This window comes from Nostoc sp. (assembly GCF_036917235.1).
Classification (GTDB): domain Bacteria; phylum Cyanobacteriota; class Cyanobacteriia; order Cyanobacteriales; family Nostocaceae; genus Nostoc.
This window is the reverse complement of record NZ_JBALDU010000048.1, coordinates 1-14,587: the sequence shown is the minus strand read 5'-3', so window position 1 is coordinate 14,587 and position 14,587 is coordinate 1. Positions and strand designations below refer to the sequence as shown.

The window sequence follows — 14,587 nt, the reverse complement described above, 5'->3', positions numbered from 1 at the left end:
GTTGCGACAGATGGATGTTCTTCACCCAGCAGCTTGCGCCAGAGTGCCAAAGCTTGGATTAAAAGGGGTTCGGCTTCGCTGTATCTGCCTTGGGAACGGTAGAGTGCCGCTAGGTTGTTGAGACTAGTTGCGACAGATGGATGTTCTTCACCCAGCAGCTTGCGCCAGAGTGCCAAAGCTTGGATTAAAAGGGGTTCGGCTTCGCTGTATCTGCCTTGGGAGTAGTAGAGTGCCGCTAGGTTGTTGAGACTTTGTGCGACATCTGGATGTTCTTCACCCAGCAGCTTGCGCCAGAGTGCCAAAGCTTTGATGTAAAGGGGTTCGGCTTCGCTGTATCTGCCTTGGGAACGGTAGAGTTCCGCTAGGTTGTTGAGACTTTGTGCGACATCTGGATGTTCTTCACCCAGCAGCTTGCGCCTGAGTGCCCAAGCTTGGATGTAAAGGGGTTTGGCTTCGCTGTATCTGCCTTGGGAGTAGTAGAGTGCCGCTAGGTTGTTGAGACTTTGTGCGACATCTGGATGTTCTTCACCCAGCAGCTTGCGCCAGAGTGCCAAAGCTTGGATGTAAAGGGGTTCGGCTTCGCTGTATCTGCCTTGGGAGTAGTAGAGTAGAGCTAGGTTGTTGAGACTAAGTGCGACATCTGGATGTTCTTCACCCAGTAGCTTGCGCCAGAGTGCCAAAGCTTGGATGTAAAGGGGTTCGGCTTCGCTGTATCTGCCTTGGGAGTAGTAGAGTAGAGCTAGGTTGTTGAGACTACCTGCGACATCTGGATGTTCTTCACCCAGCAGCTTGCGCCTGAGTGCCAAAGCTTGGATGTAAAGGGGTTCGGCTTCGCTGTATCTGCCTTGGGAACGGTAGAGTTCCGCTAGGTTGTTGAGACTACCTGCGACATCTGGATGTTCTTCACTCAAGCGCTTTTTAGTGACTTCTAAACACTGCTCATACCAAGGTAAAGCTTGGTTATATAAACCTTGACCATTGTAAAATCGAGCGTTGCCAACGAATACCCAAGGTAAATCATCATCGCCTATATATTGAATGAGATTGTTGGCTACTTCAGCTAGATGAGTTATGGCGGGGGTGACATCGTTGATTTGCTCAAGGTTGGCCGAGTCAGGAATATCTTTAGCAACTGCTACCATTACTCGACAAAGCGATCGCTTTAATTCCTCTGCCTGTTCTAAACCTGTAAGCTTATATTGAAAAAACTCCCGCAGTAACGGATGCAGTTGGTAGATTCTCTCACCTTTATATTGGAGCAGATGTAGCTGTAATAAATCACGTCTGGCTTTTTTCCAATTTTGAGTCTCATTATTTATTGTTATACGCTCCACCAAATTCCAAGAAATCGGAGCCAGAGCAAATAAACTTAGAAGACAGCCTAAAAGTTGGGCGTTTTCTCGCAAACGTCGCCAACTCAACTCAAAAGCAGCAGCCACACCTAATTTAGCAGTCATTTCTGGTCGAGCTTCGTCTAAAGATTCATTCTTCAGACGCTCATTTTCCAAGTCTTGCAGCATTTCTGCTAGAGTTAATTCCTCATCACCTAACAAATAACGCCCGACTAATTCTAAACCCAAGGGCAAATATCCCAGCCATTTACAAAGTCTTCTTGCAACCAAAGGCTCCCGTCGCAGTCGTTCCTTACCCACTATGGATTCTAATAACTTCATTGCCGCTAGTGGTTTCAGCAAATCTAAATCTAATAGCACTATCGGCGGCTGTAATTTTTCCCGCGTGGTAATCAACTGCTTAAACCGGGAAGGAACAGACTCCAAATAACACCGGACTTCCTCTCTATAGTTAGTAACGTTATCAATTACCAGCAGAACCTCACCCTCATGCCATTCTGTTAGACAGTGTTGCACTTTCCCAATTAAATCTAAATTTTCTGGGGGGTTTAATCGCATCTTATTACAGGCAAACTGCACTAGTTGCGCCCCCACATCCTGTAATGCGGACAACCAGCAAATCCCTCCTTGATAAGTTACGCGGTGGGAATAGGCATATTGCAAAGCTAGTTCTGTTTTCCCAACTCCACCCATGCCAGCAACAGCAGCAATGGCCACCTGATTATTTTCCTGCAACATCTCATGCAGGTTTTGCAATTCAGCTTCACGTCCAACAAACTTCACCACCCCACTCAGAGGTAAATTTTGCGGTGTTTTAGTAGAGGGATTTAACTTTACCTGTTCCGCAACAGGCGGGTACAGTCAGAAGTTATTAGTACCAGTGAAAGTATTTCCCTGAAAAACATTTTTAATAGATTCAGCTAACTTTGTAGAATTAATAACACCTGCTGGTTGCGAGTTTAGGTCATTCGCTAGCGCCTGGACTTTCGGCGCTACTTGGGGATCAGCATTTGCGGCTGCTTCCACTTCCCGCACAGATTGAGCAATTTCGGTATCTGCATCTGCTGCTGCTTTCAACTCCAGTACTGCTTTGCCATAATCTAACGGCTGCTGTGTTGCATTGGCTAGCAAGGGCAACTTATTTTTATGATGTAGCTGTTCGATTAACTCACGACTTTTATCTAATGCCGCTTCCCCAAGCCTTTCGCCAGTTTTTTCTAGAGCTTTAGTTAAAACTATAGTAGCGATCGCAGTTGCAACTGCTGTTAATGTTACAGGTTCCATATAGCAAGAAAATACGACATTGCACTTAGAGATACAAATGTAGCTCTGTCTATTTCGGAAATATATCACACATAAACCTCATCTATGTTGAGAACCGTAGTTTTTGCCCTCACCCTAAATCCCTCTCCCTGGTAGGGAGAGGGACTTTTTTCCGGCTCCCCTTCTCCCAATATTGGGAGAAGGGGCTGGGGGATGAGGGTTTTTTCTGCTCATACGGAATATCTACAGTTTTCAAGGTGGACGCAGTTTATTTAGCTAATAAGCACTCTGACAAAACCCTAACGCAGCCCTCCCTATTCCTTACAATGGAAAGGGGTTTTATTCACTTTCCTTCTTGAGGGAATCTCAAAGTCAACACACCAACTGATGCATGATACCCAACTGCTACCACGCATTAATGCCACAGCCAAAAGAGAAAATGGTAAACAATATTATGTAGATGCCAAGGGAAATCGTTTTCCCAGCGTGACTACAATACTTAATGCCACCAAATCACAAGCAGATAGAGACAGATTATTAAACTGGAAAGCGCGTGTTGGTACAGAAGAAGCTACGCGCATTACTACATCTGCTAGTCGTCGGGGAACCCAAACACACAAACAAATTGAGCGCTACCTGCTTGGACAAAACCCAGTTTGTCCCGAAGCGAGTCGCCCTTATTGGGAGAGTATCAAGCCAGTTTTACAACAAATCGACACAGTTAGACTTGTGGAAGGCTCTGTTTTCCATCATGATTTGAGTTATTCTGGCAAAGTTGATTGTATTGCCAGCTATCAAGGTATTCCCTGTATTTGTGAGTGGAAAACCGCAGATAAACCCAAAGGTTCAATTGAGCATTTATATGAACATCCACTGCAACTTACAGCATACATAGGAGCAGCTAACGAATATTATCGAGATTATGGTATTCAGCTAAAGCACGCTTTATTGGTAATAGCGATTCCAGAAATGCCAGCAGAAGTATTTTGGTTTGAATCAGCAGTTATCAAAGATTACTGGGAACAGTGGGAAAAAAGAGTCGCCCAATATTGGGAACGCAGAAGTGTTTGGAGTTAGTTAGTTAGATTGCATAATTACCGAAATTGTAACCCCTCTCCAAACCTCTCCCCGAAACGGAGAGAGGCTTTGATTCTTGCTCCCCTTCCCTTGTAGGGAAGGGGTTGGGGGTTAGGTTTGAGATAAAGTCGCACACGGCGTTAACCTTGTAACGGCAAAACAGTAATTAACTCAGAAAATCTTGCAAAATCACTTGTGTTGTGAGTGAGTAATTGAGGAATGCCATAAACTAGCATCGTAGCGACAATATTTGCATCATGAACTTGCTTACCACCGCTAGGAATTTCCTCCATGAGCGTTAATAGCCTTTCTGTTACCAACAAGTTATCTTCAACCAAGCGAAAATAACTAGCAAAATACCTCACATCTGCCACTAAAGATGCAATAGGAATGTTCCCGGTTAAGTCGCCTCGCCTTGTCATTGCTGCCAAATATTCTCTCAAAGTTTGGCGACTAATCCATAAATCAATACCTTGTTCTGCAAGTGCTTGCAGTCGTTCTGTCGCTTGTAGATGAAATGGCGACAAAGCTAAATTTGCATAAACTAAAATATTCGTATCAATGAAAATAGAGTTATTAGTCGTTTGCATAAAGGTCTTCTCTACGGAAAGTGAGGCTTTCCGAGACTAATCCTACAGGATAGGCGGAAAATTTGAGAGGCGCTTTCTTTTTTTCCGTCTCTGCTTCCTCAGCCAAAGGCTTTTCATCAATTACTATTACCACCTGATGCTCACCTTCTGGAATATCCAATGGTAACTGCGCTGTAATCTTGCCATCTTTGGTAACTATGGCAATTGTTTCTATACTTTTCATCTCATTTATCCTTAATCAATCCATTACAGCTAACACAGCTTTTGGTAATAACTTATCTTTAAACCAAACAATTCTGGCGGGGACATCATTTAATTGTACTCCCGCCTTTTCTAAATTAAGTCGCTCAGAAATTGCCAAAATCAAGTCATCACGTCCAGCCCGTCGCACTTGAGAAAACTTCTTTTGTAAATATTCTGGTCGCCAATAACCAACAATTTCTAACAAGAAGGTGCGGCCATCAGCATGAACTAAGCGAAAATCGGGAATCATCACACTACCAGGAATTGGTATCAAATCAACTTCTCGCTCTAACGCCCAACCACTTTTCAACGCATCCCATTTATCAGCAAAGGATGCTTCTAGCATACTATCGTAGGGCTTTCCTGGTGGATAGTGGGATACCAAACCACATTCAGAATTGAGAGTGAAACGTCCAGTTTTCCAAGTATTTGTATAAGCGTCGCGGCTTTGGAGAATGGAAGAAAGACTCCATTTAGTAACGTGAAGTAAAGCCGGAATAAGTTTAGCGATCGCTAATCCATATCGCGTACTAGGATTAAACAAACTCGTCGGCCCGTCAATGGTAATTGTAAACCCGTGGTCAGCATCACCCTCAATATAAGCCATCAATTGAAACAACTTTAAATAGCGAAATAACAGCTTATATTCTCCCGGAACATTACGATGAGCATTTAACACCAGTTGACTGGCCTTATAAAACACACCTTGCACCTGAGATAAGTTATATCGATTTAATAAATCTGGCGCTGTTGGTGCATCAAAAACAGTCAAAATCTTATTTTCAGATAAATCAGCGTATAATCCATTCCGAACCTGTTCTGTTAAAACTTCCCGCTCAAGTTCTTGAGTTAACTCATCAGCAATTTTACTCAGAGTAACTTGTGTAGATTCTCGACTAGAAACAGACTTTGCAGCCAGAGAAAACACCCGTTCTCTTAACATCTGTGGTTCCAAAGGACTAACTACCTCAAAAGTGCAAAAACTGCTTTTGAGAATATAAGCTAACCCTCGCTTCACCCGATAATCTGTAGAATCTCCTTCAAAATCAGTCAGTTGTCGCTCAAGCACACCTTGAGTCTTCCCCACTGCTGATTGAAAATAATTAATTAACTCAATCGCCAAATCCGAAGTTGCTCGATCAATCTTCAGTCTCTTCGGGATGATCTCCTCCCCGTTTTGGCGATGCATCAGTAAGTCTGTCGGTAACATCTGCTGAATTTTGGATTTTAGATTTTGGATTTTGAATTGAATAATTAATTTCTAACTGTTCCGCAGCCTTCAAACTCCTTTCTTTCCCACTTCCATAAACAACCTGTAAATTCCCTTTCCTCTCTTTTTCTTCCCCTACTTTCCTCTCCCCTCTTCGCCGCGCCGAAGTCCCCTCCTCACTCGTATCCTCCGCCACTACCTCATACAAAATCGCCTGTTTATTCTCAATATTCCCCTTCCGTAAAATCCTCCCCAAGCGCTGAGTATACTCCCTAGCCGAACCTGTTCCCGATAAAATAATTGCAACAGTTGCCGCAGGTACATCAACACCTTCATTCAACACATGAGAAGCAACCAAAGTATTATATTTACCCTCTCGAAACTTTGTTAATATCTCATGCCGTTCTTTCACAGGAGTTTGATGAGTAATTGCTGGAATGAGCAACTCTTGAGAAATGCGGTAAACCGTCGCATTATCAGCAGTGAAAATCAGAATTCGTGCCGGATAATGTTCTGCCAATAAATTAATCAGAATTCGCAACTTCCCATCAGTACCCAAAGCGATATCTTTCGCTTCTCGGTGTGCTAACATCGCCCTACGTCCAGATTGCGATCGCGCGCTCATTTGCACGAACATTTGCCAACCTTGCAAACTCCCCAAAGAAATTTTCGATTGCTTCAAAAAGTCATTGCGGGTTTGAATTAACTGGTTGTATCTTTCCCGTTCAAGTTGCGATAACTTTACCTTAATTTGGACAATTTCATGCTCTGCTAACGCCTTCCCTGCCAAATCTTCAGCGCGTTTGCGATATACTTCTTGACCAATGAGGATATTTAAGTCAGCGTGTTTACCATCGGTACGTTCCGGTGTCGCGGAGAGTCCCAAGCGATAAGGTGCGATCGCATATTCGGCAATTACCCGATTAAAATCTGTGGGTAAATGATGACATTCGTCAAAAACAATTAACGCATATTGATTCCCCAACGTTTCGGCGTGAATTGCGGCACTATCATAAGTTGCAACTAAGATTGCTGTTCTATCGCGCGAACCACCTCCCAACAATCCCACTTCAGCATCGGGGAAAGCCCCTACTAAATGTGCATACCACTGATGCATCAAATCCAAAGTTGGCACTACAATCAACGTCGTGCGCGGCGTTGACTGCATCGCCATTTGCGCCAAATAAGTCTTTCCCGCCGCCGTGGGAAGCACAACTACCCCTTGCCTACCCGCCAGTTTCCAAGCCGCTAGCGCCTCAGTTTGGTGGGGATAGGGTTCCATTTCTAGAGTAGGAACCAAATCTACAGGATAAAATTGCTTGGCCTCATCGATAAAATTCACATCTTCCGCTTGTAGTGCTTCTACTAGCGATCGGTATCTAATTGCTGGGATGCGGAATTTTTCAACTCTATCATCCCACGTAGCATAATCCATCCAACCTTTGCCGCGTGGTGGTGGATGCAAAATTAATGTGCCACGATCAAAATTTAATGTAGGGGTACGAGCCATGATTATTGGGCATTGGGCAATTCAATTTTGGATTTTGGATTTTAGATTTTGGATTAAATTTCAATCTAAAATCCAAAATCTAAAATTCTTACTCCCTTAATTACTAATAACGTAAAAAGTGCATGATTAATCCAACTAACTCTGACAAAACCCAACTAGATGCGCTCATTAGTCACGGAATGTCCCATCGGCAAACCAACAATAACCTGTCCGAATCCTACAAAGAACAGCGACAGAGCTTTTTGCTGAAACGGCTGCAATTGCAGGCGCAGATTATATTAATAGCTGGCTTGACTTTAATTGCTTTTTTTCTTTGGGCAAATTCACAATTAGAAGGCAAGATATACGCTTTTAAAATTGGGCTTGTAGTAGAATTATTCACTCTTGTTTGTTGGGGTTTATGCAAAACTCCTATCGGTCGCCGCTATCCTGATTTAATTTTTTTGAGTTTATGCTGGTCTGTAACTTGTACTATTCAAATTGATATAGCTTTGCTGTTCAATAATTTAGAACCGAGAAGCAATATTTGGACTTTGATGTTTCTCACTCAAGCTACAATCATTCCAGTCCAATGGTGGATGCATTTAATATCTCAACTCGGAACAATACTTTGCTATTTAACTTTATATATTTTATATAGCCCCATCTTGAAAAATCCGTCAGCTTTTTATATTGAGCAAGGATTATATTTCTTTTGGACTTGTATAATTTGTGTTTTTTCAGTCTATTTATACGAACGCTTACGAAAAAAAGAATTTTACGCTCGTAAGGCAATGGAACTAGCGCAGCACAAATCAGAACGGCTGCTACTAAATATTTTGCCAGAGATGATTGCAGAACAATTAAAACAACAGCCAGCAACTATTGCCGATAACTTTCTGGAAGTTACGGTGCTATTTGCTGATATTGTTGGATTTACAGAACTTTCATCTCACACCTCACCCGCAGAATTAGTCGAGTTGTTAAATACAATATTCTGTCTGTTTGACCAATTAGCAGAACGTCATGGGGTAGAGAAAATTAAGACCATTGGCGATGCATATATGGCTGTAGCTGGTTTGCCAAATCAATCTAACAATCATGCTCCAGCAATAGCTAATATGGCTTTGGATATGCAAAATGCTGTAGCTACTTTTAACAAAGAAAATAACCAATCCTTTAGCATTCGTATTGGCATTAGTACAGGGCCAGTAGTAGCAGGGGTGATTGGGCTGAAAAAGTTTGCCTACGACCTCTGGGGAGATACAGTCAATATAGCTAGTAGAATGGAATCGCATGGTATTGCAGGTAGTATCCAGGTTTGTGAAGCAAGTTATCAGCTTTTAAAGGATAAATACTTGTTGGAAAAACGAGGTTTAATTCAAGTGAAAGGTAAAGGTGAAATGATGACTTATATACTAAAGGGAATTAATTTAAAAACTTAATAAATAGGAGTCAGAATTCAGAATGGGCTACGCCCCGCTGCGCTAACAGAATCCAGAATATTTTAGTCATAAAGTTAGGTATGTCTTTTTTCAATGCATTATTAGGTGTTGAGCGATGTCTATGACGGGCTACGCCTACGCATTTTCTAGCTGATTTTGGGAATAATCCTTTAGCTAGCTGCATAAAGGAGAAGCCACATTGAAAGGAACACGTTCCCTTCTAGCGCCTTATGCTGTGGCACTATTGACTGTTGGTAGCGTATTGCTACTAACACTATTGCTACAGCCACTACTGAAACAAACGATTTTCCTGCTGTTTTTTGCTGCCGTGGCGGTTAGTGCCTGGTATGGGGGCATGGAAGCAGGATTACTGGCTACTGCTTTGTCTACTTTAGCCGTCAGCTACTTTTTCTTAGAATCAGTATTTTCGCTCTTGGTTGCGAGTCTAGACAACATACTGGACTTAGGCTTGTTTGTGCTGGTGACAACAATTATTAACTTGCTGAACTCAGAGTTACGCACTGCCAAACAACATCTTCAAACGAGTTTGCAGAAACTACAGGTGAGTGAAGCAAGGTTTAAAAAGTTGGTAGAGTCTAACATCATTGGGGTAATTGTAACCAATATGGACGGGGCGATGCCTACGGCGGGCTACGCCTACGCAGAAGCTAATGATGCTTTTTTACAAATGGTAGGTTATTCGCAGTCGGATTTGCTCGCAGGGCTTCGATGGCGCGACATGATTCCACCAGAATATATTGAAACTAACAACAGTGCCATCGCAGAACTCACAACTAAAGGCGTGTGTCAGCCTTTTGAGAACGAATACATCCGCAAAGATGGTAGCCGCGTTCCTGTTCTGTTAGGTTCTGCTTTGTTAGAAAATAACCAAGATGATATTATCTCTTTTGTGATTGATTTAAGTAAACACAAACAAGCAGAGCTTGCCCTTTCCAAAAGCGAAGAACGCTACCGCGCTTTTTTAGAGCATAGTTCAGAAGGTATTTGGTGCATCGAACTGGAAGTACCAATTTCACTAGATTGTCCAGAAGATGAACAAATTCAACATTTTTACCAATATGTTTACCTGGCAGAATGCAACAATGTTATGGCGCAGATGTATGGCTGTTCTCGTGCCGAAGAAATTCTCGGCGTCAGATTAGGAGACTTTCTTGTTGCCTCCGATCCACATAATATTACATACCTGCGTAATTTTATCCGTTCTAACTACCGACTAATCGATGCCGAGTCCCACGAAATAGATAAGCAAGGTAATTCCAAATATTTTTTGAATAATCTGGTGGGAATTGTCGAAAATGGGTTTTTAGTGAGAGCGTGGGGAACTCAACGCGACATTACAGAACACAAACGAGCGGAAGCAGCACTCCGTCAACGAGAAGATGAATTGCGTCTAATTACCAATGCTGTACCCGCCAAGATTTCTTATGTTGATAGTCAGCAGCGTTATCGCTTTAATAATAAAGAATATGAAGACTGGTTTGGGCTTTCTGCTTCCGAAATTTCTGGTAAACATATTAGAGAAATTTTGGGAGAGTCAGTTTATCAGTCAATTCTTCCTTATGTAGAAGCAGTACTCTCAGGAGAGCAAATAACTTACGAAACCCAATTACCTAATAAAGATGGTACAAACCATTACGTGAATGTCACATACATTCCCCAGTTTAGTCAGGAGGGGAAAGTTGCAGGATTTGTTGCTCTAATCACAGATATTACACTTCACAAGTTAGCAGAAGCAGCTCTCAAACAAAGCGAGAAACGGTTAAAGACGCTTACTGAAAAAGTCCGCGTGATTCCTTGGGAGGTAAATGCCACTACCGGGAATTTTACTTATGTAGGCCCACAAACTGTTGAGATTCTAGGCTATCCATTGTCAGACTGGTACACCGATAATTTTTGGGCAAAAAATATGTATCCAGAAGATCGGGAGTGGGCTATTCAGTATTGCCAAGAATCTTCTCTATCACTGAATAATTACGAATTTGAATACAGAATGTTGGCTGCTGATGGCAGAGTTGTCTGGCTATATGACATTGTAAATGTGGTGCGGGATGAAAATGGGCCGCAGCTACTACATGGATTCATGATTGATATTAGCGATCGCAAACAAGCAGAGCAAGAACGCGAACAACTGCTTAAACGCGAACAAGTAGCACGCGCCGATGCCGAAACTGCAAACCGGATGAAGGATGAGTTTCTCGCCACACTCTCCCACGAACTCCGTACACCCCTAAATGCTATACTCGGCTGGACGCAGCTACTTAGAACTCGCAAGTTCGATCAAGCTACTACTGGCCGGGCACTAGAGACAATTGAACGTAATGCTAGATCCCTGGCACAACTAATTGAAGATGTTCTTGATGTGTCACGGATTATTAGAGGCACACTCCATTTAAGTATGGAGCAGGTTGAACTTGGATCGCTTGTAGAGGCGGCAATCGATACCGTGTACCCAGCAGCCCAGGCTAAAGAGATTAGCATCAAATGTAGATTCGACTCGAAAGTAGAGGTAGTTGTGGGTGATGCCAATCGCTTGCAACAGGTTGTGTGGAATTTGCTTTCCAACGCTGTCAAGTTTACACCCAAAGGCGGCAGAGTTGATGTGCAATTAGAGTACATTGAATCTTACGTGCAAATTCGGGTGAGTGATACGGGAGCGGGAATTGCTGCCGAATTCCTACCCCATGTATTTGAACGCTTTCGTCAAGCTGACAGTTCCAGCACGCGATCGCATGGCGGACTAGGATTAGGGTTAGCGATCGTCCGTCACTTGGTAGAATTACACGGTGGCACAGTCTCGGCCAAAAGTCCAGGAATTGGGCAGGGGGCGACATTCGTTGTCAGTCTGCCAATGAAAGCTATTTAGGATGGAGGCAGGGGGCAGGATGATTTGGAAAAAAATACTCAAGATTAGGTGTCGGAAATTGCTTCGTTGGAGAGGATTGTAATGATTTCATCCAAGGGGCGATCGCGATTAGACTCTTCTGGTGTTTCTTTACCCAAGGAGGTGTCTTTCACCAAACGGTAAACGTCGGCTGCTCCGTCAAAAATGCGCTCAGTTAGACCCAATTCTTTAAAGGTTTCTGCAATCTCTTCCATTTCTCCTACCCAACGATGCGCTTTCGGTGTCATCGATGGAATGGAACGGGTTAATATGCTAGCAAGTTCTTTTTGACTACTAGATACTTCATCCCATAATTCTTTATCCAAACCTAAACGATGGGCTGCAATTAGTAATTCTGTGCCGATTGCTGTAAGTCCTTTTGTCAGGGCTGCATAAGACATTTTCAACCCGGAAGCCTGACCAATTTCCTCACCAATCACCCGCACATCTAAGCCATAATCTCGCAGTTGTAGGAGTTGATTTGCTTGTTTTCCTGAAGTGTAAATGCGGGTGCGATTGGGAACTCGCGGCGGTGGGCCAATAATTGATGCATCTACGAATGTTCCCCCAACTGATTCAATGAGTTGACCGATATTTATAACTTTTTGGGGTGCGATCGCATTACAGTCAACGTAGAGAATGGGTTTACCCACACTGCTAATTGCCTCAGCTACTTGCTTCGCTGCTTGGGTAGCCGCTGCGGGAACTAGAACTGACAGCACCACATCAGATTCAATTACCAGTTGGGTGAGGGAACCCACATCTTGAATGTTGGCTGCGGCTGCTAATTGCCGAGTTCGTTCGCTGCGATCGTTTAGGGCGGCAATAGTTTTCAATCCATGTTGATTGAGAACAGCTGCGATCGCTTGTCCCATATCACCCGGACTTAAAATACCAATAGTTTGGATAGGCATGGAAAGTTTTATATTTATTTTGTGGCTGATATCATGTCCGTATAATTAGTTATTCCACAGTCATTGCACCCCTCCCCGCCTGCGGGGAGGGGAGACAAAGCATAGCTTTGGCGGGGTGGGGTTCTTCAGGTTTAATAAGTAATCTAGCGGACATGATATGACAAGTTAATTCAGGTAATTGAGTCGTCAATAAAATACGAAAACTTAATGTAGATACCGTATTATATCAAACCACGGATAAGCTTAACAAGCAAGTTATAAAGACTTACGCACACTCTACAAATTCTTCTCTACAAGATAATTACTCTTAGTGGGAGTTTGACCAATTTGCAGTACACAAACTGCGGCAATCAGACAGAGAACGCCTGATAAAATAAACGCTTGTAAATAACTACCCGTCCAAGTTCTCAACACTCCGGCTCCGAATGCTGCTGTGGCTGCACCAAGCTGGTGTCCTGCAACAATCCAGCCGAACATCACACCGACATTTTCTTTACCGAAGATGTTGGCAACAAGACGGACTGTCGGTGGTACGGTAGCAATCCAATCAAGTCCATAGAAGACGGCAAAAATGGAAAGTCCATAGAAGGAAAAGTTAAAACTGAAGGGCAAGAAAATCAAAGATAAACCCCGCAATCCGTAGTACCAGCATAATAAGTAACGATTGTTCCAACGGTCAGATAGCCAACCGGACATAGTAGTTCCAAAAAAATCGAATATTCCCATGATTGCCAAAAGCCCAGCAGCCTTGACTTCAGGAATACCGTGGTCAATGCAAGCAGGAATTAAATGAGTTCCAATTAACCCATTTGTGCTTGCGCCACAGATAAAAAAGCTACCAAATAATAGCCAGAAGTCTCGATTACGCATTCCCAGCCAGAGAGCGTTAAGAGTGGAGGCGATGGAATTGACTTTGGGCTGTAACACTTCCACAGTTTCGCTGTTGTCGCCAAAGGCTCGCAAACCGACATCTGCCGGACGATCGCGCATAAAGACTGCGATCGCTGGAATAATTAAAAGTGCTGCACCAGTCAGAGCGAGAGCCGCAGTTCGCCACCCAAAGCGATCGGCCATTGAGGCTAGTATCGGCAGAAACACTAGTTGCCCCGTAGCTGTACTGGCGGTTAAGATGCCCAGAACTAGACCCCGCTTTTCCAAAAACCAGCGATTGACGACAATAGCACCCAAAACTAGGGCAATAACTCCGCTACCACTACCGACAACTACACCCCACAGCAAGACTAGCTGCCAGGAAGCTGACATTAAAGTGGTTAAACCGACACCCAGCGCAATGATGGCAAGTGAGAATACCATCATCCGACGAATGCCGATTCGCTCCATAACTGTGGCAGCAAAAGGGCCAATTAATCCGTAGAGTACTAAGTTAATGGAGATTGCCAAAGATATAGTTGCTCTACTCCAGCCAAACTCTTGTTCGAGAGGCACTATAAAAACTCCAGGAGCAGAGCGGATTCCGGCTGCCACCAGCAAGGCTAGGAATGTTAAACCAGCTACGATCCAGCCATAGTGGAACGAACGACGCGCGAGGAAAGAGGCTAGAGACATGATGGGTAGGGAGTAGTGGCAAATAAGTTCGGTTAAGGTTTTTTGATGAAAATTTTAGATCGCAAAGACGCGATAAATAGCCATCAAGATGAAAGACTGATTATTGTAGAGACGGCGATTCATCGCGTCTCTTGTCTTAACCGAACAGTATTGGGAGTGGTGGAGCAGAGATCAATAATTTATAGAGTAGGTATAAATGGGACTCGTGAATGAGTCTTTAATAGTCATTCACGAGTCTTTGAGCTTCGTCGATGAGTTTTTCAACTCCATTAATGAGGCTCAGAACTGAATGGCACCTAAGTCAAGATACAGCCCTTGCCCCAACTGGTTCCCACCCTCCAGGCTGCGAAACCATTCTCGAAGGTTCCGCCTCCTCTTTCTTGACCTACGGTGTACACACAAGTCTTTTAACATTGCCCTACAAGCTTTTGATCCCCCCAACCCCCTTTTTAAGGCAGGGCTGATTCATTCCCTAAAACAGGTAAAATTGCAAGTGTTGAGGGGAGGAAAATTATGGGTAGTTCTCTGATTGAACA

General features: G+C 43.4%; 12 protein-coding genes. 4 read left to right on the top strand and 8 right to left on the bottom strand.

All coding sequences use genetic code 11. The features are described 5' to 3' along the window. Both fxsT and V7K44_RS15965 read right to left on the bottom strand, forming a co-directional pair. Nucleotides 1–2,138, bottom strand: a 2,138-nt coding sequence (fxsT, locus tag V7K44_RS15970) for an FxSxx-COOH system tetratricopeptide repeat protein (RefSeq protein WP_334932932.1), incomplete at its 3' end; no start/stop codon positions are given. 75 nt (nucleotides 2,139–2,213) lie between these two features. Further along, nucleotides 2,214–2,636 (bottom strand): hypothetical protein, encoded by a 423-nt coding sequence (locus tag V7K44_RS15965; RefSeq protein WP_334932931.1) that lies wholly within the window; start codon nucleotides 2,634–2,636, stop codon nucleotides 2,214–2,216. Nucleotides 2,637–3,002: 366 nt separating this feature from the next. Here V7K44_RS15965 and V7K44_RS15960 point away from each other — a divergent pair, with 366 nt between their 5' ends. Next, complete coding sequence (locus tag V7K44_RS15960; protein ID WP_334932930.1) at nucleotides 3,003–3,692, top strand: PD-(D/E)XK nuclease family protein; 690 nt, start codon at nucleotides 3,003–3,005, stop codon at nucleotides 3,690–3,692. Between the two features lie 140 nt (nucleotides 3,693–3,832). Here V7K44_RS15960 and V7K44_RS15955 read toward each other — a convergent pair whose 3' ends face one another. Genes V7K44_RS15955 through V7K44_RS15940 form a run of 4 tightly spaced genes read right to left on the bottom strand, consistent with a single transcriptional unit; the run spans nucleotide 3,833 to nucleotide 7,245 of the window. Then, nucleotides 3,833–4,282, bottom strand: coding sequence for a type II toxin-antitoxin system VapC family toxin (locus tag V7K44_RS15955; RefSeq protein WP_334932929.1), 450 nt, complete (start codon nucleotides 4,280–4,282; stop codon nucleotides 3,833–3,835). Further along, nucleotides 4,269–4,505, bottom strand: coding sequence for a hypothetical protein (locus V7K44_RS15950; RefSeq protein WP_334932928.1), 237 nt, complete (start codon nucleotides 4,503–4,505; stop codon nucleotides 4,269–4,271). Before V7K44_RS15950 ends, V7K44_RS15955 begins: the two co-directional genes overlap by 14 nt. A 15-nt stretch (nucleotides 4,506–4,520) precedes the next feature. After that, a complete protein-coding gene (locus V7K44_RS15945) occupies nucleotides 4,521–5,735 on the bottom strand; it encodes a DUF790 family protein (RefSeq protein WP_334932927.1) in 1,215 nt (404 codons plus the stop codon). Next, a complete protein-coding gene (locus V7K44_RS15940) occupies nucleotides 5,665–7,245 on the bottom strand; it encodes a DEAD/DEAH box helicase (protein WP_334932926.1) in 1,581 nt (526 codons plus the stop codon). Before V7K44_RS15940 ends, V7K44_RS15945 begins: the two co-directional genes overlap by 71 nt. Before the next feature lie 122 nt (nucleotides 7,246–7,367). Between V7K44_RS15940 and V7K44_RS15935 the strand changes: the two genes are divergently transcribed. Together V7K44_RS15935 and V7K44_RS15930 are read left to right on the top strand one after the other, a co-directional pair. Then, entirely contained in the window at nucleotides 7,368–8,669 is a 1,302-nt protein-coding gene (locus V7K44_RS15935) for an adenylate/guanylate cyclase domain-containing protein (RefSeq protein ID WP_334932925.1), read from the top strand. Between the two features lie 199 nt (nucleotides 8,670–8,868). Then, nucleotides 8,869–11,553 (top strand): PAS domain S-box protein, encoded by a 2,685-nt coding sequence (locus tag V7K44_RS15930; RefSeq protein WP_334932924.1) that lies wholly within the window; start codon nucleotides 8,869–8,871, stop codon nucleotides 11,551–11,553. Nucleotides 11,554–11,597: 44 nt separating this feature from the next. On the opposite strand, the gene V7K44_RS15925 is transcribed toward V7K44_RS15930, so the two are convergent. Both V7K44_RS15925 and V7K44_RS15920 read right to left on the bottom strand, forming a co-directional pair. After that, nucleotides 11,598–12,485, bottom strand: coding sequence for an NAD(P)-dependent oxidoreductase (locus tag V7K44_RS15925; protein ID WP_334932923.1), 888 nt, complete (start codon nucleotides 12,483–12,485; stop codon nucleotides 11,598–11,600). Nucleotides 12,486–12,761: 276 nt separating this feature from the next. Continuing rightward, nucleotides 12,762–14,051 (bottom strand): MFS transporter, encoded by a 1,290-nt coding sequence (locus V7K44_RS15920; protein WP_334932922.1) that lies wholly within the window; start codon nucleotides 14,049–14,051, stop codon nucleotides 12,762–12,764. A gap of 45 nt (nucleotides 14,052–14,096) precedes the next feature. Between V7K44_RS15920 and V7K44_RS15915 the strand changes: the two genes are divergently transcribed. Further along, nucleotides 14,097–14,264 (top strand): hypothetical protein, encoded by a 168-nt coding sequence (locus V7K44_RS15915; protein WP_334932921.1) that lies wholly within the window; start codon nucleotides 14,097–14,099, stop codon nucleotides 14,262–14,264. Nucleotides 14,265–14,587: the final 323 nt, after the last annotated feature.

Excerpts from the sequence above, each read along its gene's own strand:
- V7K44_RS15965 (WP_334932931.1), bottom strand. The coding sequence starts at position 2,636 with ATGGAACCTGTAACATTAACAGCAGTTGCAACTGCGATCGCTACTATA.
- V7K44_RS15960 (WP_334932930.1), top strand. The coding sequence starts at position 3,003 with ATGCATGATACCCAACTGCTACCACGCATTAATGCCACAGCCAAAAGA.
- V7K44_RS15955 (WP_334932929.1), bottom strand. The coding sequence starts at position 4,282 with ATGCAAACGACTAATAACTCTATTTTCATTGATACGAATATTTTAGTT.
- V7K44_RS15950 (WP_334932928.1), bottom strand. The coding sequence starts at position 4,505 with ATGAAAAGTATAGAAACAATTGCCATAGTTACCAAAGATGGCAAGATT.
- V7K44_RS15945 (WP_334932927.1), bottom strand. The coding sequence starts at position 5,735 with ATGTTACCGACAGACTTACTGATGCATCGCCAAAACGGGGAGGAGATC.
- V7K44_RS15940 (WP_334932926.1), bottom strand. The coding sequence starts at position 7,245 with ATGGCTCGTACCCCTACATTAAATTTTGATCGTGGCACATTAATTTTG.
- V7K44_RS15935 (WP_334932925.1), top strand. The coding sequence starts at position 7,368 with ATGATTAATCCAACTAACTCTGACAAAACCCAACTAGATGCGCTCATT.
- V7K44_RS15925 (WP_334932923.1), bottom strand. The coding sequence starts at position 12,485 with ATGCCTATCCAAACTATTGGTATTTTAAGTCCGGGTGATATGGGACAA.
- V7K44_RS15920 (WP_334932922.1), bottom strand. The coding sequence starts at position 14,051 with ATGTCTCTAGCCTCTTTCCTCGCGCGTCGTTCGTTCCACTATGGCTGG.
- V7K44_RS15915 (WP_334932921.1), top strand. The coding sequence starts at position 14,097 with ATGAAAATTTTAGATCGCAAAGACGCGATAAATAGCCATCAAGATGAA.